The sequence below is a fragment of the Paenibacillus sp. FSL M7-1455 genome (assembly GCF_038004655.1).
In the GTDB taxonomy this organism is placed as follows: Bacteria; Bacillota; Bacilli; order Paenibacillales; family Paenibacillaceae; genus Paenibacillus_AQ; species Paenibacillus_AQ cookii.
The window spans coordinates 1,947,071-1,966,230 of the sequence record NZ_JBBORO010000001.1; the positions used below are offsets into that span (position 1 = coordinate 1,947,071).

Here is a 19,160-nt window from a genome sequence, read left to right on the forward strand (position 1 = left end):
GAATGCTAGGATGAAAGTGTCGCTTTTTATTACCTGCATCAGCGATGCGCTGTTTCCGCCGATCGGCGAAGCGATGTCGCAGCTGCTTGCCCGCTACGGCGTCAGGCTGGATTTTCCGAAGGTGCAGACCTGCTGCGGCCAGCCGGCCTTCAACAGCGGTTATTGGGACGAAGCAAAAGCTTCGGCCAAAACGATTTTGGAAGCGTTTGACGACAGCGATTTCGTGATTGCGCCTTCGGGCTCGTGCACGGGCATGATCCATCATTATTATCCGAAGCTGTTCGAACACGACGCCGCACTGCTTGAAAAAAGCCGCCGGCTTCAAGAAAAGACGTACGAATTTACCCAATTCCTCGTCCAGGTGCTGGGCGTGACGGATGTCGGGGCGTATTTTCCGCATAAGGTTACCTACCATCCTTCCTGCCACGGCACGCGTCTGCTGGGGATCAAGGACGAGCCGATGGAGCTGATGAGCCATGTCGAAGGCATGGAATACGTTCCGCTTCCTTATGCCGAAGACTGCTGCGGTTTTGGCGGGACGTTTGCCGTCAAGATGAGCGAAATTTCCGGGGCGATGGTCGAAGAAAAAAGCCAGCATGTGCTGGAGACGGAAGCCGAGGTGCTCGTCGGCCTGGACATGGGCTGCCTGCTGAACATCGGCGGCAACCTGAAATTCCAGGGGAAGCCGGTCCGCGTGATGCATCTGGCCGAACTGCTGTACGAAGGGGTGAGGAACCGTGAGCAAACCGCAGGGGTCTAACGTCAAGGAGCGCGCGAGAACCGCCCTCCAAGACGAATTTCTAATCGATGCCGTCAAATTTACGACGGAAAGGCTGAAAAACGGCAAAAAAGCGGCGACGGCCGAACACGGCAACTGGGAGGAATGGCGGGAGCGCGGCCGGCAAATCCGGGCCCACACGGTTGCCCATCTGGATTATTATTTGAGCCGGTTCATCGAAAATGCCCGCGCCCAAGGCGTCCACGTGCATTTTGCGCCGGAGGGGAAGGATGCGGCACGGATCGCCATGGACATCGCGAAACACCGGGGCGCGAAATCGGTCGTCAAATCCAAGTCGATGGTGTCCGAGGAGGTCCACATCAACGAGGCTTTCGAACAGATCGGCATCGAGTCGATCGAAAGCGATTTGGGCGAATACATCATCCAGCTGGCCAACGAACCGCCGTCCCATATCATTATTCCGGCCATTCACAAAAACCGCCGCCAAATCGCGGAGCTGCTGTCGAAGGAAGCCGGGGAGACGCTGCCGCCCGAGACGCAGGTGCTCGCAGGTTTTGCGAGACGCAAGCTGCGCGACAAATTCCTTGAGGCGGACATCGGGCTGACGGGCTGCAATTTCGGCATCGCCGAAACGGGGACCGTCGTCATTTTCGAAAACGAAGGCAACGCCCGCATGGTCAGCACGGTGCCTAAAATCCAGATCACGCTGATGGGCATGGAACGTCTGATTCCGACATGGGACGATCTGGAGGTGATGGCCACGCTGCTGCCGAGATCGGCGACCGGCCAGAAAATGACCATGTACATGTCCGGCATTACGGGACCCAAGCGGACGGAGGACGGGGACGGTCCGGAGGAAATGCATGTCATCATCGTCGACAACGGCAGGTCGCTGCAGCTCGGGGACCCGGATTTCCAGGAGCTGCTCAACTGCATCCGCTGCGGCGCCTGCTTGAACGCTTGCCCGGTGTACCGGCATATCGGGGGCCATTCTTATCCGGGAACCTACAGCGGCCCGATCGGTGCGGTGCTGACCCCGGCGCTCAACAAAAATGCGGAGGAGTGGCATGACATCGCCAATGCGTCCAGCCTGTGCGGCGCCTGTTACGAAGCCTGTCCCGTCAAAATCCCGCTTCACGACATGCTCGTGTACCTTCGCAACCGGAAAGTGGAACGAGGGGTGACCGCGCCCGGCGAAAAAATGGCGATGAGAGGCTTCAAAATGCTGATGGGCAGCCATGCCTGGTTCGAGAGGGCGGTAAAAGCAGGGCAGCTGGGCCAAAAGCTGCTGGTTCGCGGCGGAGTCATCAAATCCAGGATCGGCCCGCTCGGCGGCTGGACGGCATACCGGCATATTCCGGCGCTGCCTAAAAAATCGTTCCGGGAGCAGTGGACGAAAGTGACGGCGGAGGCCGAAACGTCGTTCAAGCCGATGACGGATGAAATGAAGTCCCGCATGGAAAAGATCGTTCAGTCGCGGGCGAAGGGAGGGCATTAAACATGGCCAAATCCGATCCGGAATTTCTTGCCCGATTAGACCGCGAATCGCGGGAGGCGGAAAAGCGGTTTATCGGCAACATCGCAAACAGGCTGGGAAGACCGGCCGCCGGTCCGGCTCCGGTGCATCCGTACCGGGGGGCGCCGGATTTTTGGGCCTCCTATGAGCTGGGGACCGAAGAGAAAATCGGTCGTTTTATGGACAATTGGCGGGCTGCAGGCGGTTATCCCGAGCGAATCGCGTCCATGTCGGGCGTGCCTGAGGTCATCGCCCGCATCGCCAAAGAGCGGCAGGCGCGGTCGACGATCCGGCAAAACCTGCCGGAGCTGGCAAACCTGCAGCTGGAGAGCGTCCTGCCGGAGCTTTCGCATCATGCCTGGAACGGCCGGGATCCCGAAGGCTCCCTGAACATTTGCGAGCAGGCGGACGTGGGCATCGTCCTCGCGGATCATGCGGCGGCTTATACCGGCACGATCGTCGTGGCGTCCTCCGCGGACAAAGGCCGCTCGGTATCGCTGCTGCCGAACGTGCTTATTGCCGTTATCCCGGCGGAACGCATGTACACCCGGCTCGGCGAGGCGATGAGCCGGGTCGCAAGCATCCCGGCCGAACGTTTCCCTGCCGGAGTCCATTTTATTTCCGGACCAAGCCGGTCGTCGGACATCGAAAACGACCTCACGATCGGCGTGCACGGCCCGGGCGCGGCCTATGCGCTGATCGTCGGATAGACCTGTAGCGGGACATGCGCCTGCATCCTGAGATTTGGTATAATAGGTTTTGTTTTCATGAACATTCCACGTTGTGATTCTGGCTGGCGGGAAGGCCGGCGATGAAAGAGGGTAGCTATGTTAGTTGCGGAAAGATACGATAAAATCGTAAGCCTCGTCAACGAAAGAGGCAGCATCCGGGTATCCGAGCTCAGCGAGCTGTGCGGGGTCACGGAAGAAACGATCCGCCGCGATTTGGACCGTCTGGAGCAGCAGGGCAAGCTTCGGCGCAGCCACGGCGGGGCGGTGAGCGTCAAGGAGACGCAGGCCGAAACCCCGTATTTCGAGCGGGAAGTCATGCATCAGGAAGAGAAAAAGCGCATCGCCAAAGCGGCAGTCGCCCGGATCGAACCGCATGACCGGATCGCGCTGGACGCCAGCTCGACGGCATGGTACATGGCATCGATCCTGCCGGATGTTCCGCTGACGGTGCTGACGAATTCGATCAAGGTAGCGCTGGAGCTGTCGTCGAAGGAAAAAATCGAGGTGATCTCGACCGGCGGCATTTTGGCGGCAAGATCCCTTTCATATGTCGGTCCGATGGCTGAGCGCAGCCTGGAGGCCTATTACGTCGAAAAAGCGTTCGTTTCGTGCAAAGGGGTGCACCCGGAGCGGGGCATCAGCGAATCGAACGAACTGCAGGCCATGGTCAAGCATAAGCTGATCAAGCAGGCCGCCAGCGTGTATTTATTGGCCGACGCCAGCAAAATCGGCGTGCAGGCTTTTACGCATGTGGCCGGATGGGAAGAGATCGATGCGGTCATTACGGACAGCCAGATCGAAAGCGCCGATGCCAAGCTACTGCGGGAAAAAGGGATCGAGCTGATCGTCGCGGAGTAAGCGGCTCCAGGATTGCATACAAACGAAAGGCTGCGTAAAAAACGCCTGTTGGGCGTTCTTCGCGCAGCCCGGCTTCCATTAAAAAACACGGGCATCCTTCAAATCGGATGCCCGTGTTTTTTGCGCTGCCGTAAAAAGGTAAGGAATGCATCGCCGTTATTCCCGTTTCGGCAGCAGCTTGACGTATTCGTCGGACAATTTCATTTGCGACAGGTTATAGTCGTAATCTGGTTTGTACTTGGCGAAATCGGCGACGGGTTCAAGCGTATCCAAATCGGTCGCGCTGCCGTCCTCGAACGTTTTGCCCGGGACGTACAAAATGTCGTCGTTAAAGAAGGAACCCGTCGGCAAATAATATCGGCTGCCGACGATGTTATGGTCGATGTTCAGCAAATCGTGGCCGAACGCGGTAAAGTTTTCTTCCTTCAGCGAGATGCCGAGGAGGTTGGCTAGCGTCGGCATGATGTCCACCTGCCCCCCGACCTGCTTCACTTCCTGTCCCTGCACGCCGGGCACGCGGATCAGGAGCGGGATGTTGAACCGGGTGACGCGCGGATCGTATTTGATGCCAAGCGCCTGGCTGATCATCGCCGGATCGTTATCCTGCGGCTGCAGGCCGAAATGATCGCCGTAGATGACCAGGACGGTGTCGTCCCACATGCCGTTTTGCTTCAATTGGTCGATCAAGGTTCCGATCGCGTAATCCGTGTAATTGACGGCAGCCAAGTAATTGCCGAGCTGCGTCCCTTTCAAGGCATCCGGGATGCCGATTTTCATCCGGTCCTCGGGCACGTTGAACGGAAAATGGCTGGACACCGTCACGAACTGCGCGTAAAAAGGTTTTTTCTCCCGATGAAGCTTGGAGAGCGTTTGGATGCCGAATTTGTACAATTCCTCGTCCGAAGCGCCAAATTCGTTAAAATGGTCGTTTTTATAATACGGCTTGTCGTAGTAATGGGTAAACTTCAAGGCCGGGTACAGCTTGTCCCGGTCCCAGAATTTGACGTCGTTCACATGGAACGTGGCCGATTCGTAATTTCTTTTTTCGAGCAGGCGCGGCATGCTTGGAAGCACGCGGTCGCCGTAACCCGTCGACATGGCCACGGCCGCCGTCGGATAAATCGAGGTGTTGCTCATGAATTCCGCATCGGAGGTATTGCCTTGGCCGATCTGCTGGAATACCCGCGAGAAATAGAAGCCGTCCTTGGAAAGGCCGTTCAGCACCGGCGTCAGCTCCTGGCCGTTTAGAGACAGATGGACCGGGAAGTTTTGGAAAGCCTCCATCTGAATGACGATGACGTTTTTGCCTTTGGCTGCCCCGAAAAATTTCGGCTGCGCTTGCGGATGGTCCTGATATTTGAACATGGCTTCCTTCGATTCGATTTTCTTGACCGTATCCTTGATATTGCCGGAAGCGACGGCGACGGCTTCTTCCTTGGCTTTGAGTCCTGCGGCTACCTGGTAATTAAAAAAACCGAGATGCTCCGCTTGGAGCACTTCGTTCGTGATGCCCCGGTCTTTGGCGATAAACCATGCCGTCGCGCAAAGGGCGACCACGCCGACGACCGCCGGCCATCTTTTGCGCAAAGGTGCGGACATGCTCGGCTTTCGCCCCATCAGCCTGCCGGCGATCCATACCAGCGTCATGACGACGATATCGGCAAAAAAGAGGTAGTTCGCCGTTTGGATGGTCGACTGCACGCTGTCCTTGATCCCGCCGACCTGCTTCAGCTCGGAAAGGGCTGTATACGTCGGAACGGTGTTGAAATGCTGGAAGTACACCGCCGAGGCAAAAAAGATCAGCGAGCACAGCACATTGAAGATCCAGTACACGATCCCCTTCGCTTTCGAAGGGACGACGAGCTCCAGCAGGGACAGAAGAACCAGCAGCGAAGCGGCATCGGCCGCGATCCGGCTCCACATGATCTCGTGGAAGAAAAAATAGCGCAAAAGCAAAAGCTTCAGCAGCAAAAGAATGAAGATCCCGACGACGGGCGTTTTTGGTTTCGATGATCGCATGGAAAAGTCTATCATTCCGGCTCCTTTCATGGCGTCTGTTAATTTTTTCCTGAATGCTTGTTAACCAATACTATATAAGTTTTTTTACACGATGAAAATACTAAATTAACATACAATTTACGTTCTGTTAATCAATTTTGGGGCTTGGGACCACATATGCCATAAAAAAACACATGCACCATTTCCTCGATGAATTTGTCCTGATCTTCGCCGTATTGCATCGATTCGAGCATGCGCGCGGCTGAATCGTTAAGCATGTTCAAATACAAAATGACCGTTTCGACCGATATGCCGTCCGAAATTTCCCCGTTTGCCTTTGCTTTGCCGACCAGTTCCGCCATGAGCGGCAAACCTTGCTCCTCGTATTTCCGGCGGACGATCTCCCGGATTTCCGGATCCTCCTGCATCAATTCCGCGAGGACGGAAGGATGGAAGGTGTGGGAGTTTTGTTTCTTTTGCAAAATGATGTATTCGATCTTTTCCTTCAACGTGGAGTTCCCGCGGACGACGGATTCGAATTCATCTATGGCGCCTTGGGCGTAATCCCGGAATACTTCCCGGATCAGGGCTTCCTTGCTGCCGAAATAATTATAGATCGTCACCTGGGAAACGCCGGCTTCCCCGGCGATGTCCGCGATGCGGATTTGCTTGGGGCTGCAGGAGGCGAGCATCTTTAATGTCGTCTCTTTAATGCGGTTTTTAATCTGCTGTGCTCTTCGTTCAAAGCCGTTCACGTTTGTATCAGCTCCATTTTCCGGCTTTCGCCGCATAATAATGAAATTATAACACAAAAATATTTCATAACTCTATTGACGGGGATATCATTCCGGCGTATGATCTGGTTGTGAAATATTCTGGATATAATATTTCATAATTTCATTCCCGAGCGGGAGGCGCTGGCTATGCTTACGGTGTCACATGTAACGAAGGTATTTCCAGGGGGGAAAGGGATATTCGATATTTCCTTCACCGTGGAAAAAGGGGAAGTGTTCGGCTTTCTTGGTCCGAACGGGGCGGGCAAATCGACGACGATCCGCCACATCATGGGTTTTATGAAACCGGCACAGGGAACCGTGCGGATACGGGATTTTGATACGTGGAAAGATCAAGGAAAATTTCAAAGGCTGGTCGGATATTTGCCCGGAGAAATTGCCTTTATGGAGGGCATGACGGGGAAAACCTTTCTGGATTTCATGTCGAGGCTGCGGGGCGGGGTGGATCCGAAGCGCAGGGCCGAGCTCGTGGAGCGGCTGCAGTTCGATGACCGCACGCCGATCCGGAAGATGTCCAAGGGCATGAAGCAGAAGGTAGGCATCGTGGCCGCTTTTATGCATGAACCCGAGGTGATCGTATTGGACGAACCGACCTCAGGCCTGGATCCGCTGATGCAAAGGGTGTTCATCGAGCTTGTTCTGGAGGAAAAGGCCAAAGGGACGACGTTTTTGATGTCCTCGCACAGCTTTCCGGAAATCGAGCGGACTTGCGACCGGGCGGCCATTATCAAGGACGGGAAGCTTATCGCCGTAAAAAACATCCATGAACTCCAGGCCGAGCAGCGGAAGCTGTTCGAGGTCTCCTTCGAGGATGCCGGGGACTGGGATGCGTTCCTTGCCAGCGGCCTGAAAATCGAATCCTGCAAAGATAACCGGGTGCGCGTCGCGGTACAGGGGGATTATAACCGGTTCGTCCAGGAAACGGCGAAATACCGGATCCGCAGCATCGACGTGGCTTCGCAAAACCTGGAGGACATTTTTATGGATTATTACGACCGGAAGGGGGGCAACTGACATGAATGCGGCGCTGTATGGGCAAATGCTCAAAAATCATCTGCGGACGATGACGAGTTACGCGTTTGGTTCGGCTTTTTATATTTTGCTCATGTTTTGGGTTTACCCGAGCATGGCCACGCAAACGGAAAACCTCAATGCGCTCATCGCGGCGATGCCGGAGGGAGTAAGCAAGGCGTTCAGCCTCGAAAACGGGTTCGGCAGCGTCGAGTCGTTTATTTCCGGCGAATATTACGGGCTGCTGTTCGTGCTGATCTTGTCCATTTTCAGCATCACGACTTCCACCCAACTGATGGCCCGTCTCGTCGATCAAGGCTCGATGGCCTACTTGCTGGCCGCGCCCACGACCCGGATCAAGGTGGCTCTTACGCAGGCCGTGGTCCTGCTGACGGGATTATTCATCATTTCGCTCGTTACGACGCTTGCCGGATACGGCGGGTATGCCTTGTTTATCGGGGATGTCGGCGAGCTCGACTCCGGAAGGTTTTTGCTGCTGAATCTGGGCGCGTTCCTGCTGTTTTTTGCGGTTTGCGGCATCAGCTTTTTGGTGTCCGCGGTTGCGAATGACGAAAAAAGGGCGCTTAGCATCTCCGGGTTCATCGTATTCGGGTTTTTCAGCTTGAATTTGGCGGGCAAAATCAGCGACAAGCTTTCCTGGATGCAGCATGTTTCCTTGTTTTCTTTATTTGACACCGCGGATATCGTCAATGGAACGGTTCATTTGACGCCGGTCGTCCTCATTTTGCTGGCGGTCGGCTTCGCCGGTTTTGCGGCCGGGATCGTTTGGTTCAGAAAAAGAAATTTGCTGCTGTAATTCGAGCGGGGGATGAAGCACGTGACAGGAGAAGCGGGCGGCGGCGGCGTCGGAGGCGTTCCATTCGGATCTTGCGATACGGTGCGCCCGTTTTTCCGTTATCCCCGAATTTTTCGGATATCTCTTCCATCATTAACCTTTGGCATGCCAAAAACCAAACAAATGTTCTTGCTTGGTTCCGGATTCAATGGTATGATCAGGAAAGGAATCAACCATTTCTTTGTAAGGAGGATATTTCGATGAATACGAAGCAGGAGAAACTGGAAGCTTTCGCCGGGCTGATCCGGTTCGCCGAATCGCTGGAGCGTTTGAGCGAAGAGCAGTGGGCGGGGCCGATCGCGGAAGGCAAATGGTCGCCGCGCGACATCATCAGCCATATGATGCTGTGGGACCGGTACTTTCTGGAAAACGCGTTACGGCCCATGGCGGAGCATCGGCCGATGACGCTGAAGCCGCTCGATTTCAACGAGTTCAACCGCGACGCCGCGGCTTACGGGCTGACCCAGAGCAAGCAGGATTTGATCCGGCAAACCGTGGAAGCGCGCAGGCAGCTGGTCGAGGTCATCGAGGGCATTCCGGAATCCGAATTCGGCCATAGACATGAAGATAAGCTGTCGGTGGACGAATATTTGCTTGATTTTTACGAACATGACCGCCATCACATGGCTCAAATCCATACATATTTGGCGAGTTTCGCATGATGCTGTTCCGCGAAGGAGAGCTTTCGGTCAGGCCCTTGGCGGAGGAAGACGCCGCGCTGCTGGCGGCATGGCTCAGCGACCCGCGCGTGCTGGAATTTTACGAAGGCCGGGATCAGCCCCATGACCTGGATCGGGTGCAAAAGCACTTCTACGCCGAGGATAGCGGTATCGTCCGAAACATCGTGTCGTACGGGAACCGACCGATCGGCTATATCCAGTATTACGAGATCGATGGGGAAGAACGGGAACTTTACGGTTATGCCGGATCGCAGGAGAACATTTTCGGGATGGACCAGTTTATCGGCGAGCCGGACTACTGGAACCGCGGAATCGGTACGATGCTGATCCGGGCCATGGCGAAATATTTGCTTGGCGAGATGAAGGCCGACCGGATCGTCATGGACCCGCAAACCTGGAATACCCGCGCGCTTCGCGTTTACGAGAAATGCGGGTTCGTGCGGAAAAAGCTGCTGCCTCGGCATGAACGGCATGAAGGGGCGTACCGCGACTGCTGGCTGATCGAACTGGACGGCCGGAACGAAAAAACAGTTACATAGCGAGGGCTGCATCCTTGGTCTCCAATCGAGACAAACAAGGGTGCGGCCCTTTTGCCGTTTCAGGCGAACCGGCGGCAAAGAATTAGAGGGTTCGGCGGCCAAATGGCATGAAACCGGTCATGCGGAACGTAATCTAGTAGGGAAGCTTTCTTTCGGAAGGCAGAAGGAGGTTCGTTGGGTATGGATCGCAAGACATGGCTGAAAAAGGCGTCTACGCTCAAGCTGACGGAGTCGCTTCATTTATGCCGGGCGGATGCCCCGGAATGGGAGCGGTACGTTCACGTTTATTATCATCAGGCGACGATCGCTTTCCGATGCCGGGAGAAGGAAAATTTCCTCTCCGGGGGCGATGAGCCTTTTTGGCTCGTCAAAGATCAGACCGTTGTCGGCGGGCTGGCCCTGTCGCCTTGGGCATTCCGGTATTTTTTTACGGTTCCGCCTTTTGAAGGGGGGGCCGAGGTGATTCGGCTGATCGCGCAAACATTGCGGCGGCAAGGCGGCAACGGGCTGCCGATCCAGGCAATGGAGGTCCCGGACGGCGACGCCGACAACTATATTCGGGCCGGCTTTCGGCCGGACCCATGCAGATTCCGGTGGATGCGGCGTCCGACGGCCGTATTCGAAGGCGAGCATCCCGAGATGATTTGGCGCCGGGCGGAAACCGCGTGCGATTCCGGGGAAACGAGGCTGAAGCTGGAGCGCGAAGCCGGGCTGTTTTTGTTTAAGCATGCCCAGGGCGGGGAGAGCGGAGAGAGAGGCGCCGTGTCTTTTCCGGAGACGCTGCTTCGGCTTCGGGAATTTGCCGCCCAAAGCCCGGAAGCCGTGCTGGAAGCCTCGGGCGCAGCGTATGACCGTGCAACGCATGCTTTGATCGGCGTTTGTTTGATCGGGTACTCGGAGGGCTGTCCGGTGATCGAAGCGCTGGCCGTAAGGCCGGGTTTTAGAGGCAAAGGGGTCGCGACAAATATGCTGAGGCGGGCTTTGACCGCTTTGGCGCATCGCGGGGAGCCGATGCTCCGCGCCCGCATCGCGCACGGCCATCCGCTCGAATCGTTATGCCATCGGTTGGGCTTTATGCCGGGCCCCTTGTTTTGGCCAGCGATGACGTTTGACAGGTAAAGCAGAAATAGCTTTTCTCCGGGGTGTGACAATAGATATAGTGTTTGATTTTCGAATTAAATACTATATATGGTGTCGGGTGGATTAGCCATCCCATTTTGCGCCTTAAGGAGGAAGTGGAAATGAATGATCTCATCAAGGATCCGGCCGATCGTCTCTGGCGTTCCTTTGACGATATGCTGCAAGACGGCAACCCGGATTTGCTTCAGGAAAACGCGAACGTGGACGGAAAGTCGCCCATGGGGCTGATGAGCAAATTTGCCAGCGAAAGCGCCAAAATGTACGCTGCCGAACATTTATTGTCGCCGGAGGCCAAGGAAGCGATCGAACAAAATTTGATTTATCCGCATGATCTTGATTTTTATGCCTCGGGAACGACGACCTGCTGCCAAATTCCGCTCGGCAAGCTGCTCCGGGGCGGGTTCAATACCGGCCATGGCCATATGCGCGAGCCGCAGGACATCAAAAGCGCCATGGCGCTGGCTTCGATCATTTTGCAGGCCAACCAGAACCAGCAGCACGGCGGACAAGCTTTCCCGATGTTTGACGCCGACCTTGCGCCGTACGTGCGCAAAACCTTCGAGAAAAAGCTCCGCTTGCTGCGGGAGTTGCCGCTCCAAGACGATTTCGACCGGGAGCGCGAAGCTTGGAGCATGACCGAACGGGATGTGTACCAGGCCTGCGAGGCGTTCATCCACAATGCCAATTCGATGCATTCGCGGGGCGGCGGCCAGGTTCCCTTCATATCGGTCAATTACGGGACGGACACGTCCGAATGCGGCAGAATGCTGATCAAGCAGCTGCTGCTGGCGACCCAGCGGGGTCTCGGGCACGGAGAAACGCCGATTTTTCCGATCCAGATCTTCAAGGTGAAGTCAGGAGTGAACTTTCAGCCGGGGGATCCGAACTACGACTTGTACCGGCTCGCGCTGGAAACGACCGCCCGCCGGCTGTTCCCGAACTTCGCGTTTCTCGATTCGCCGTTCAACAAAGCCTACGACCGGGGAACGAAGGAAAGCGAAGTCTGCTACATGGGCTGCCGGACGCGCGTGATGGGGAACGTGAACGGGGAGGAAACCGCCATCGGCCGCGGCAATTTGTCGTTTACGACGGTCAATCTGGTCAAACTTGCCCTTTTGTCCGCAGGTCCGGAAGAGTTTGACCGCCGGCTTGACGAAGCGATGGACGTGGCGGTACGCCAGCTTCATGAGCGCTTCCGGTACCAGGCAGGCCGGCGGGCCGGGAATTTCCGTTTTTTATATTCGCAAGGCGTATGGAGGGGCGGGGAGCACCTCCAGCCTCACGACCGGCTTGGCGACGTGCTGAAGCAGGGGACGCTGAGCGTCGGTTTCATCGGCTTGGCCGAAGCTTTGACGGCGCTTTTCGGCCGCCATCACGGACAAAGCGAGGAGGTTCAGCGGCAGGGGCTTCGGATCATCCGCCGCATGCGTGAACGGATGGACCGCGAAACGAAGGACAGCGGCTTGAATTTTACGCTGATCGCGACTCCTGCGGAAGGTTTGTCGGGGAAATTCGTGAAAAAGGACCGGATCGCGTTCGGCGCCATACCCGGCGTTACCGACCGGGACTATTACACGAATTCGTTCCATATTCCCGTTTATTTTCCGATCAGGGCGGCGGATAAAATCCGCTTGGAAGCGCCGTATCACGAGCTCTGCAACGCGGGTCACATTACGTACGTCGAAGTGGACGGATCGGTCATTCACAACGCGGCCGCGCTGGATCGGATCGTGCGGTGCATGGCGGACAACCGGATCGGCTACGGTTCGATCAACCACCCGGTGGACCGCTGCAAAACATGCGGATTCAGCGGCATCATCGACGATCGCTGCCCGGCATGCGACGGCGCCCAGGTCGAACGGATTCGGCGGATTACCGGCTATCTGGTAGGCGACATGGACAAATGGAATTCGGCCAAGCGGGCGGAGGAAGCCGACCGCCTGAAACACGGGAGATAAGGAGCGTGAGGCGAGATGGGCAAACATCCGAATGACTCCTCGGCGGCTCTTCCAAACCCTGCGGAATACGTATGGATCATGGACGTTATTCATGACAGCGTCGTGGACGGGGAGGGGCTTCGCACCGTCATTTTTTGCGCGGGCTGTCCGCACCGCTGCCCGGGCTGCCATAACCCGGAATCCTGGCGTTTGCGCAGCGGCCAACGGTGGAGCGTCGCCGAGCTCGTACGCGAAGCCGCGGGCAACCCGCTGACGGACATCACGCTGTCGGGAGGCGACCCGTTCCTGCAGGCGCGGGGGATGAGCCTGGCCGCCCGGGAGCTGCGGCGCAAAGGGAAGCATATTTGGGCGTATACCGGCTATACGCTCGAAGAGCTGCTTGCAAGCGGCGACAGCCATAAACGGGAACTTCTTGCCTGCTGCGACGTGCTGGTCGACGGACGTTTCGACCTTCGGCAGCGGGATTTGTCCGTTCCGTTCAGAGGGAGCCGAAACCAGCGGATTTGGGAACGGAGCGGCGGTGGTTGGAAAGAGATCTACCCGCTGGATCCGCCGGGCGGGACATCCTTTATTCTGGTAACGTAACTCATTGACGCCCCCGGAAGAATGTTTTAATATTCATTCTTGAAAGCACCAGGATACTTAACTTAAACATGACACGCAGCACCTGTCTTAAACTCCGATTCGTTCGCGAGTGGCGAAATTTTAACGGCGGTATGAACCCGCCGGTTTCGTTCGCCCCCTGTCTATCCATGACGGGGGGCTTTTGGTTGTTGCGGAAGGCTGCATCAAAGGGGGACTATATGCATGAACAAACTCAAATATTCGCTGCTGATATTGATCGGGGCGATCAGTTACGGGGTGCTGTCATCCATCATGAAGCTCGGCATGAAGGAGGGCTTTACGGTCAGCCAGATGCTGGGCGGGCAATACGTGTTCGGCTGGACGTTTTTGCTCATTCTCATGCTTCTGTTTTCGCGCAAAAAACTGTCGCCGAAGCAGTGGCTGACGCTGCTGGCCGTCGGCATCACCATGAGCGGCACGTCGGTGTTTTACGGTAAAGCCGTCGAACGGCTGCCTGCCTCGATCGCCGTCGTGCTTTTATTCCAATTCACCTGGATCGGCGTGCTGCTTGAAGCCGTTGCGGACCGCCGTTTTCCGAGCAAAAGCAAGATCGCTTCCATCATCGTTCTGATCGCCGGAACGCTGCTCGCCGGCGGGGTCATCGGGTCCAGCAGCGGAGCGCTCGACATGACGGGCGTGATCTTCGGACTGCTGTCGGCCTTTACGTTTGCGCTGTACATGTTCGTCAGCGGACGCGTCGAAACGAAGGTTCCCGCCTTCAATAAAAGCTTCTTTATGACGACGGGCTCCGGCGTCATCGTGTTATCGGTATTTTCGCCTTCGTTTTTGTGGGATGGGGCGCTGGGCGACGGGTTATGGAAATACGGCGTCGCGCTGGGCTTCCTCGGCATTTTGATCCCCGTCGTGTTTTTTGCGATCGGCATGCCGAAGGTCGGCTCGGGAACCGGAGCGATTCTTGGCGCCGCCGAGCTGCCCGCGGCCGTCGTGGCTTCGGTCCTTCTCGTGCATGAACACGTAAGCGGCCTGCAATGGTTCGGCATCGTGCTCATTTTTATCGGGATTGCCATTCCGCAAATCCGGTTTTCCAGGAAAAAAACGCCGCCTCTGTACGAAACCCAGAAATCCGCGGCGAATTTGTGAACCCGGCTTGCCGAGGCCCGATTAACGGCCGCCGCGGAGGGTAATGTATAAGTGTAGACATTCTTCTTTTATTTTTGGCTCCGGCTGGTTCAGCCGCGGGCCGTTTTTTTGTATAATGAGAGAAAAAAGGAGGATGTACGGTTATTCCAAAAAAAATCATCGCATTTCCAAACTAACGGAAGAAAAAAGGAGGGATCATCTAAAATAAACATTGGAGGAAGCAAATCATGGTCATTAGGGAACTGCAGCTTCATGAATCGGGTTTGATTCGGCAAATCGACAGATCGGAAACGATCGGAAGCATTTATAAAATGAAAGACGGCGTGCTGGAGGCCCTTCCTGCCGGGCATGAATGCCCGTCCTGGGACGAGGAACACACGCGGGAAATGATCGAACGTTTTGAGGCCGAGCTCCGCAGCGGAGGCGCGGCTTACGGCGCCTTTGACGGGGACGCCCTTGTCGGATTCGGCGTGCTTGGGCACCGGTTCCGCGGCGAACAATTGGACCGGCTGCAGGTGGATTTGATGTATGTCAGCCGCGCGTACCGCAGGCAAGGCATCGGAACGAAGCTGATGGAGGAGCTTGCCGACGAGGCGCGCAAGCGCGGGGCGTCCTATTTGTACATTTCTTCGACGGAAACCGAGTCCGCCGTTCATTTTTATATGGCCAACGGCGGCCGAATCGCCGACCAGGTGGATGAAGAACTGTTCGAACTCGAGCCCGAGGATATCCATATGCTGAAAAAGCTGTAACCGGCAGGCAAGCCGAAAAGAAACGGATGAAGGTGAAGACTTGATTGTTTATATCGGATATGCATTAGGAATACTGATTCTCGCCGGGGCCGGCTTCCTTGCCTGGAGAAATTCCAAACTTATCGCGGAGCAGAAGGAAAAGAAGGGGACCCTACCTGCCGTATCGTCCTATACGGTGTTGGTGGAGCGCCAGTCTGCGGCCGGTGAAGCGGCCAACGCGGCAACGCTGCTTGAAGCGGCCTATCGCGAAGCCGAAGGAACGGTAAAAGTCCGTTTAAGCCGGGTTCACGGCACGGTCGGCGAACTGAAGCTGGACCACGCCGTGCAAATCATGGAGCATACCTGCTCCGATCTGGCGTCCAAGGCGGAGATGATCGAGGTCAGGGCAAGCCGCGACGCCGTGATGAACGACGAGGAAGGCCGGGCCTTGGACCGGCTTGAGCAGGGACTGCGGGGTTCACTCGCGAACGCGAACCGGTAAGAAGCAACCAAAAGGGGGGACCTAAAAATGCAATTCCGCCATTTTACGGACCCGTCCGCCTTCCGCGCACATGTGAGGCGGTTCTCATGGAGCAGGAAGCGGTAAACAATCTCCCTCTTGGCGTATTGTCCAGGCTTGTCCTCGAGAAGAAGGCGGAAGGGCCGTATTTTCTTGCCTCGGTCGGCGAAGGGGACAAGCCGCTGCTCGTCATGATGAAGACGCAATCCCACCTGATCCTCGGGGTGCCTGAAGGCATGCCGGCGGGAAAGCTGGAAGCTTGCTGCGCGGCTGCCCAGAGCATCTGCACCGCCGAAAGGATGTACATATCCCAAGCATCGTAGCCGTTCGCCATGCCGCGGACGCTTTTGCGGAAGCATGGCAGCGGCAGACGGGCCTGAAACCCGTCACTTTGATGGATCAGAGGATTTATCGCTGGCGGCGGATTCGGTCGTGTACGGCTTTAAGGGGACGGGGGCAGCGGATTGACAAAGGCCGAATCGGGGGCTACATATGGTAACTGCCGCTCGGTTCGTGCAGCACCCATTCCAGCATGCTGATCATATCCTCCAGCCGAAGCAGCTGCGCGTTCAGCGACGCATGCGCCGGAGACCCTTGTTCGGCGGACTCGATGCGGGACATCAGCGATTTTTTTTGCAGCGTAAGTTCATTGATTTTGGATTTGATTTGATTTTCGGTTCTCATGTCGGTACCTCCAAAGATTGTCATCTTATGTCTGATTATATCAGGTTACGGACAAGATCTGTAACGGACCGGAAAAGGAAATGAATCTCGTTTGAGGAGCGTGGGAGCATGAATATGAAACAGCTGGCCGCCGAAAAAGCGGTGGAATATGTGGAAGACGGGATGCGGATCGGGCTTGGAACGGGGTCGACGGCTTATTGGGCCATCCGTAAAATCGGGGAACGCGTCCGGGCAGGGTTGAACATACAAGCGGTGGCCACCTCCAAGGCTTCGGAAAAGCTGGCGCAGGAAGAGGGCATTCCGCTGGTTCCTTTCGACCAAATCGCAGGGCTGGATCTGACGATCGACGGCGCCGATGAGCTCGACCGGGAGCTTCATCTGATCAAAGGCGGCGGAGGCGCGCTGCTGCGGGAAAAAATCGTTGCGTACCACAGCAAGGAATTGATTATTATCGCGGACGAGAGCAAGTTCGTGGACAAGCTCGGCAGCTTTCCGCTGCCGGTCGAAATCGTTCCTTTTGCGAATGAATGGACGATGGAGGCGCTGGAAAAGCTGGGCGCAAAGCCGATGCTCCGCACCGACGGCGAGCGCCTGTTCATCACGGACAACGGCAATTACATTGCCGATTGCCGTTTTGGCGTGATCGAACATCCGGCGGAGCTGCATGCGCAGCTGCTCGCGCTGCCCGGCGTCGTGGATAACGGCCTGTTTATCGGACTCGCAGCCCGGGCCGTGATCGGGCATCAGGACGGCACCGTAACGGTGATGACGCCCGAAAAATAGCAGGCCATTGACAATCGCGCGGGTTTCCACTATCTTTATATTAAGATAGTAGTTTTGGAGGTTTCTCGTATGGCAGACAAAATGAACAATGACGAATTGTCCCTGGAATTATTTATCGTACTCGCACGCGCTTATAATTCGGTCGTAGCCCATTCCTCGCGCGATATCCAAAGCCATGGCCTGAATACCACCGAATTTGGCGTGCTTGATCTTTTGTATCACAAAGGCCCGCAGCCGTTGCAAAAGATCGGCGAGAAAGTGCTGATTTCCAGCGGAAACATTACTTATGTAGCCGATAAGCTGCAGAAAAAAAACCTGCTTGTGCGCAGAGCCTCGCCGGATGACCGCCGCGTCATTTTCGCGGATTTGACGGACGAAGGGCGCGCTTTCTTCGGGTCGATTTTCCCGAGCCACCAAGAGGTGCTCGTCCATGCGGTCGAAGGGCTTAATGAAGACGAGAAAAAGCAGGCCGTCGAGCTTTTGAAGAAGCTGGGGCATGCTGCCGAAGAGAGCTACAAAGCCGGACGCCCAAAATGATAATCCCCTTGTAGGACGTCAAAAGACGGCCCGTCGCCGCGTATCGGACAGCGGACGGCGGGCCGTTTTTCGTTGAATGGAAAGGAAAAAACGCTGGCGATCAGCGGCTTCGAACGCCTTTACAGGTTGAAGCGCTCCAAATGTTCCCAAAGCTTTTCCTCGATTAAAATTTCTTTCTGCTTCGGACCGATCAAATCAAAATGCGGAAAAGGGTTCCGGTTGTGGATGTACCGGGAGGGCAGATCATGCGCCTCGCACCATGCCCGGAGCCTTTCCAGGTCCGAGCAGCCCACTTTGGTCACGGTCGTCATGCCGGGGAAACGCGGATCGAGCCAATAATGGGTCAAAAACGCGATTTCGCCGCGGCTGACCGCCTTTTTCCACGCGTCCAGTTCCTTGCGGTTTATGCCAAAAGCCATCGTTCATCATCCCCAGCTTATCATTTGCGTCAATCCGCCGATTGGTTCATCAGCCGCTTCAGCTTGGCTTCCGTCGAGGAGCCGGCGGCAGGCGTATATACGCTGCAGCGGAGGTCGGCGCTGCCTTGCACTTGAAGCGAGGTCAGGTCAAATAGCATTTTCCCCATTTTGGCATGCCGGAATTCGATGACGACCTCGGGCGCGCTGCTGACCTGGCTGTGCTTCCATAAGGGCAAAAATTCCGGATCGACCTGCTCCATTTCCTGCAAAAACTGCTCGTACCAGGCGTCTTCCACGTATTGGCCGTAATAGGAACGGAAAATCGAAAGAAAACCCATGACAAAATGCTCCCAGTTCACCGCCAGCCGCCGGAACTCCTTCCGGGTAAACAGCAGCCGGATCATGTTCCGCTGCTCGGCGGGAATGCGCTCGAAGGCAAGGAAGACGTAAGAAGCCGCCCGGTTCCAGCCGACGATCTGGCAGTGGCGGTCGGAGATGATGGTCGGGCAGTAATGCAGCTCGTCCACCATTTTTTGCAGCGCAGGGCTGATCTTGGGCTCCTCCTGCTGCGTCGTTATGGAGCTTGAGGGGGCTTCCATGGCCAAGGCGAACAGATACTTGCGTTCGTCGGGCGTCAAGCGCAGGGCGGCGGCGATGCAGTCGAGCACCGATGATGAAACGTTGATGTCCCGGCCCTGCTCCAGCCATGTATACCAGGTGCTGCTGACGCCGGCCAATTGGGCGACTTCCTCCCTGCGCAGCCCGGGGGTGCGCCGCCTTCCGCCGGCCGGCAATCCGACCGTTTCGGGCTGGATTTTGGCGCGCTGCTCGGTCAGGAAGGCCGACAGCGCCTTAAGGCGGGTATCGCGATTCATGGCGTTCCTCCTCTCTTGTTGCACGGCCAAGCTTTCCAAAGTACATGCATAGTATTCATTATACTA

Annotated in this window: 22 protein-coding genes; 17 read left to right on the forward strand and 5 right to left on the reverse strand. The window is 56.3% G+C overall.

Annotation, left to right across the window (positions count from 1 at the left end; all coding sequences use genetic code 11):
- Nucleotides 1-10 precede the first annotated feature (10 nt).
- The 4 genes from NYE48_RS08960 (at nt 11) to NYE48_RS08975 (ending at nt 3,844) form a co-directional block, all read left to right on the forward strand.
- Nucleotides 11-760: a (Fe-S)-binding protein gene (locus NYE48_RS08960; RefSeq protein ID WP_036711716.1), complete on the forward strand. Its 750-nt coding sequence runs from the start codon at nt 11-13 to the stop codon at nt 758-760.
- The gene (locus tag NYE48_RS08965) at nt 738-2,237 is read left to right on the forward strand and encodes a LutB/LldF family L-lactate oxidation iron-sulfur protein (protein ID WP_340998147.1); all 1,500 of its coding nucleotides are present in this window, start codon (nt 738-740) and stop codon (nt 2,235-2,237) included. Before NYE48_RS08960 ends, NYE48_RS08965 begins: the two co-directional genes overlap by 23 nt.
- Nucleotides 2,238-2,239: 2 nt before the next feature.
- Complete coding sequence (locus NYE48_RS08970) at nt 2,240-2,965, forward strand: LutC/YkgG family protein (RefSeq protein ID WP_036711723.1); 726 nt, start codon at nt 2,240-2,242, stop codon at nt 2,963-2,965.
- 117 nt (nt 2,966-3,082) lie between these two features.
- The gene (locus NYE48_RS08975; RefSeq protein ID WP_036711728.1) at nt 3,083-3,844 is read left to right on the forward strand and encodes a DeoR/GlpR family DNA-binding transcription regulator; all 762 of its coding nucleotides are present in this window, start codon (nt 3,083-3,085) and stop codon (nt 3,842-3,844) included.
- A gap of 156 nt (nt 3,845-4,000) precedes the next feature.
- Here the strand turns inward: NYE48_RS08975 and NYE48_RS08980 are convergent, their stop codons facing one another.
- Nucleotides 4,001-5,863 (reverse strand): LTA synthase family protein, encoded by a 1,863-nt coding sequence (locus tag NYE48_RS08980; RefSeq protein WP_212950875.1) that lies wholly within the window; start codon nt 5,861-5,863, stop codon nt 4,001-4,003.
- Between the two features lie 131 nt (nt 5,864-5,994).
- Nucleotides 5,995-6,597 carry a TetR/AcrR family transcriptional regulator gene (locus tag NYE48_RS08985; protein WP_340998149.1) on the reverse strand — a complete coding sequence of 201 codons (603 nt, stop codon included), beginning with the start codon at nt 6,595-6,597 and terminating at the stop codon, nt 5,995-5,997.
- A 168-nt stretch (nt 6,598-6,765) separates the two neighbouring features.
- Between NYE48_RS08985 and NYE48_RS08990 the strand changes: the two genes are divergently transcribed.
- The 11 genes from NYE48_RS08990 (at nt 6,766) to NYE48_RS09040 (ending at nt 16,119) form a co-directional block, all read left to right on the forward strand.
- Nucleotides 6,766-7,650 carry an ABC transporter ATP-binding protein gene (locus NYE48_RS08990; RefSeq protein WP_340998151.1) on the forward strand — a complete coding sequence of 295 codons (885 nt, stop codon included), beginning with the start codon at nt 6,766-6,768 and terminating at the stop codon, nt 7,648-7,650.
- A 1-nt stretch (nt 7,651) separates the two neighbouring features.
- Nucleotides 7,652-8,464 carry an ABC transporter permease subunit gene (locus NYE48_RS08995; protein ID WP_340998153.1) on the forward strand — a complete coding sequence of 271 codons (813 nt, stop codon included), beginning with the start codon at nt 7,652-7,654 and terminating at the stop codon, nt 8,462-8,464.
- Between the two features lie 239 nt (nt 8,465-8,703).
- Nucleotides 8,704-9,165, forward strand: a complete 462-nt coding sequence (locus NYE48_RS09000; RefSeq protein ID WP_340998155.1) for a DinB family protein — start codon at nt 8,704-8,706, stop codon at nt 9,163-9,165.
- Nucleotides 9,162-9,722 (forward strand): GNAT family N-acetyltransferase, encoded by a 561-nt coding sequence (locus tag NYE48_RS09005; protein ID WP_246537292.1) that lies wholly within the window; start codon nt 9,162-9,164, stop codon nt 9,720-9,722. Before NYE48_RS09000 ends, NYE48_RS09005 begins: the two co-directional genes overlap by 4 nt.
- A gap of 180 nt (nt 9,723-9,902) precedes the next feature.
- Nucleotides 9,903-10,841: a GNAT family N-acetyltransferase gene (locus tag NYE48_RS09010; RefSeq protein WP_340998161.1), complete on the forward strand. Its 939-nt coding sequence runs from the start codon at nt 9,903-9,905 to the stop codon at nt 10,839-10,841.
- A 116-nt stretch (nt 10,842-10,957) separates the two neighbouring features.
- Complete coding sequence (locus tag NYE48_RS09015; RefSeq protein ID WP_445323955.1) at nt 10,958-12,820, forward strand: anaerobic ribonucleoside triphosphate reductase; 1,863 nt, start codon at nt 10,958-10,960, stop codon at nt 12,818-12,820.
- A gap of 15 nt (nt 12,821-12,835) precedes the next feature.
- Entirely contained in the window at nt 12,836-13,405 is a 570-nt protein-coding gene (nrdG, locus tag NYE48_RS09020) for an anaerobic ribonucleoside-triphosphate reductase activating protein (protein WP_340998164.1), read from the forward strand.
- A gap of 222 nt (nt 13,406-13,627) precedes the next feature.
- Entirely contained in the window at nt 13,628-14,545 is a 918-nt protein-coding gene (locus NYE48_RS09025) for an EamA family transporter (protein ID WP_340998165.1), read from the forward strand.
- Between the two features lie 227 nt (nt 14,546-14,772).
- Nucleotides 14,773-15,297, forward strand: coding sequence for a GNAT family N-acetyltransferase (locus NYE48_RS09030; protein WP_340998166.1), 525 nt, complete (start codon nt 14,773-14,775; stop codon nt 15,295-15,297).
- Between the two features lie 40 nt (nt 15,298-15,337).
- Nucleotides 15,338-15,778 (forward strand): hypothetical protein, encoded by a 441-nt coding sequence (locus NYE48_RS09035; RefSeq protein WP_340998168.1) that lies wholly within the window; start codon nt 15,338-15,340, stop codon nt 15,776-15,778.
- Nucleotides 15,779-15,864: 86 nt separating this feature from the next.
- Nucleotides 15,865-16,119, forward strand: a complete 255-nt coding sequence (locus NYE48_RS09040; RefSeq protein ID WP_340998169.1) for a hypothetical protein — start codon at nt 15,865-15,867, stop codon at nt 16,117-16,119.
- Nucleotides 16,120-16,282: 163 nt separating this feature from the next.
- Here NYE48_RS09040 and NYE48_RS09045 read toward each other — a convergent pair whose 3' ends face one another.
- On the reverse strand, nt 16,283-16,480 hold the full coding sequence (locus NYE48_RS09045) for a hypothetical protein (RefSeq protein WP_036711750.1): 198 nt from the start codon (nt 16,478-16,480) through the stop codon (nt 16,283-16,285).
- Between the two features lie 108 nt (nt 16,481-16,588).
- Here NYE48_RS09045 and rpiA point away from each other — a divergent pair, with 108 nt between their 5' ends.
- Together rpiA and NYE48_RS09055 are read left to right on the forward strand one after the other, a co-directional pair.
- Nucleotides 16,589-17,263 carry a ribose-5-phosphate isomerase RpiA gene (rpiA, locus tag NYE48_RS09050; RefSeq protein WP_212952863.1) on the forward strand — a complete coding sequence of 225 codons (675 nt, stop codon included), beginning with the start codon at nt 16,589-16,591 and terminating at the stop codon, nt 17,261-17,263.
- Between the two features lie 69 nt (nt 17,264-17,332).
- Nucleotides 17,333-17,800: a MarR family winged helix-turn-helix transcriptional regulator gene (locus NYE48_RS09055; RefSeq protein ID WP_340998174.1), complete on the forward strand. Its 468-nt coding sequence runs from the start codon at nt 17,333-17,335 to the stop codon at nt 17,798-17,800.
- A 119-nt stretch (nt 17,801-17,919) separates the two neighbouring features.
- Here the strand turns inward: NYE48_RS09055 and NYE48_RS09060 are convergent, their stop codons facing one another.
- Complete coding sequence (locus tag NYE48_RS09060; protein ID WP_036711753.1) at nt 17,920-18,219, reverse strand: hypothetical protein; 300 nt, start codon at nt 18,217-18,219, stop codon at nt 17,920-17,922.
- Between the two features lie 29 nt (nt 18,220-18,248).
- Nucleotides 18,249-19,094 carry a helix-turn-helix transcriptional regulator gene (locus NYE48_RS09065; RefSeq protein WP_036711756.1) on the reverse strand — a complete coding sequence of 282 codons (846 nt, stop codon included), beginning with the start codon at nt 19,092-19,094 and terminating at the stop codon, nt 18,249-18,251.
- Nucleotides 19,095-19,160: the final 66 nt, after the last annotated feature.

Bases quoted from the DNA above. Each gene is read 5' to 3' on its own strand.
- NYE48_RS08960 (WP_036711716.1), top strand. From the start codon at position 11: ATGAAAGTGTCGCTTTTTATTACCTGCATCAGCGATGCGCTGTTTCCG.
- NYE48_RS08970 (WP_036711723.1), top strand. From the start codon at position 2,240: ATGGCCAAATCCGATCCGGAATTTCTTGCCCGATTAGACCGCGAATCG.
- NYE48_RS08975 (WP_036711728.1), top strand. From the start codon at position 3,083: ATGTTAGTTGCGGAAAGATACGATAAAATCGTAAGCCTCGTCAACGAA.
- NYE48_RS08980 (WP_212950875.1), bottom strand. From the start codon at position 5,863: ATGCGATCATCGAAACCAAAAACGCCCGTCGTCGGGATCTTCATTCTT.
- NYE48_RS08990 (WP_340998151.1), top strand. From the start codon at position 6,766: ATGCTTACGGTGTCACATGTAACGAAGGTATTTCCAGGGGGGAAAGGG.
- NYE48_RS08995 (WP_340998153.1), top strand. From the start codon at position 7,652: ATGAATGCGGCGCTGTATGGGCAAATGCTCAAAAATCATCTGCGGACG.
- NYE48_RS09000 (WP_340998155.1), top strand. From the start codon at position 8,704: ATGAATACGAAGCAGGAGAAACTGGAAGCTTTCGCCGGGCTGATCCGG.
- NYE48_RS09005 (WP_246537292.1), top strand. From the start codon at position 9,162: ATGATGCTGTTCCGCGAAGGAGAGCTTTCGGTCAGGCCCTTGGCGGAG.
- NYE48_RS09010 (WP_340998161.1), top strand. From the start codon at position 9,903: ATGGATCGCAAGACATGGCTGAAAAAGGCGTCTACGCTCAAGCTGACG.
- nrdG (WP_340998164.1), top strand. From the start codon at position 12,836: ATGGGCAAACATCCGAATGACTCCTCGGCGGCTCTTCCAAACCCTGCG.
- NYE48_RS09025 (WP_340998165.1), top strand. From the start codon at position 13,628: ATGAACAAACTCAAATATTCGCTGCTGATATTGATCGGGGCGATCAGT.
- NYE48_RS09030 (WP_340998166.1), top strand. From the start codon at position 14,773: ATGGTCATTAGGGAACTGCAGCTTCATGAATCGGGTTTGATTCGGCAA.
- NYE48_RS09040 (WP_340998169.1), top strand. From the start codon at position 15,865: ATGGAGCAGGAAGCGGTAAACAATCTCCCTCTTGGCGTATTGTCCAGG.
- NYE48_RS09045 (WP_036711750.1), bottom strand. From the start codon at position 16,480: ATGAGAACCGAAAATCAAATCAAATCCAAAATCAATGAACTTACGCTG.
- rpiA (WP_212952863.1), top strand. From the start codon at position 16,589: ATGAATATGAAACAGCTGGCCGCCGAAAAAGCGGTGGAATATGTGGAA.
- NYE48_RS09055 (WP_340998174.1), top strand. From the start codon at position 17,333: ATGGCAGACAAAATGAACAATGACGAATTGTCCCTGGAATTATTTATC.
- NYE48_RS09060 (WP_036711753.1), bottom strand. From the start codon at position 18,219: ATGGCTTTTGGCATAAACCGCAAGGAACTGGACGCGTGGAAAAAGGCG.
- NYE48_RS09065 (WP_036711756.1), bottom strand. From the start codon at position 19,094: ATGAATCGCGATACCCGCCTTAAGGCGCTGTCGGCCTTCCTGACCGAG.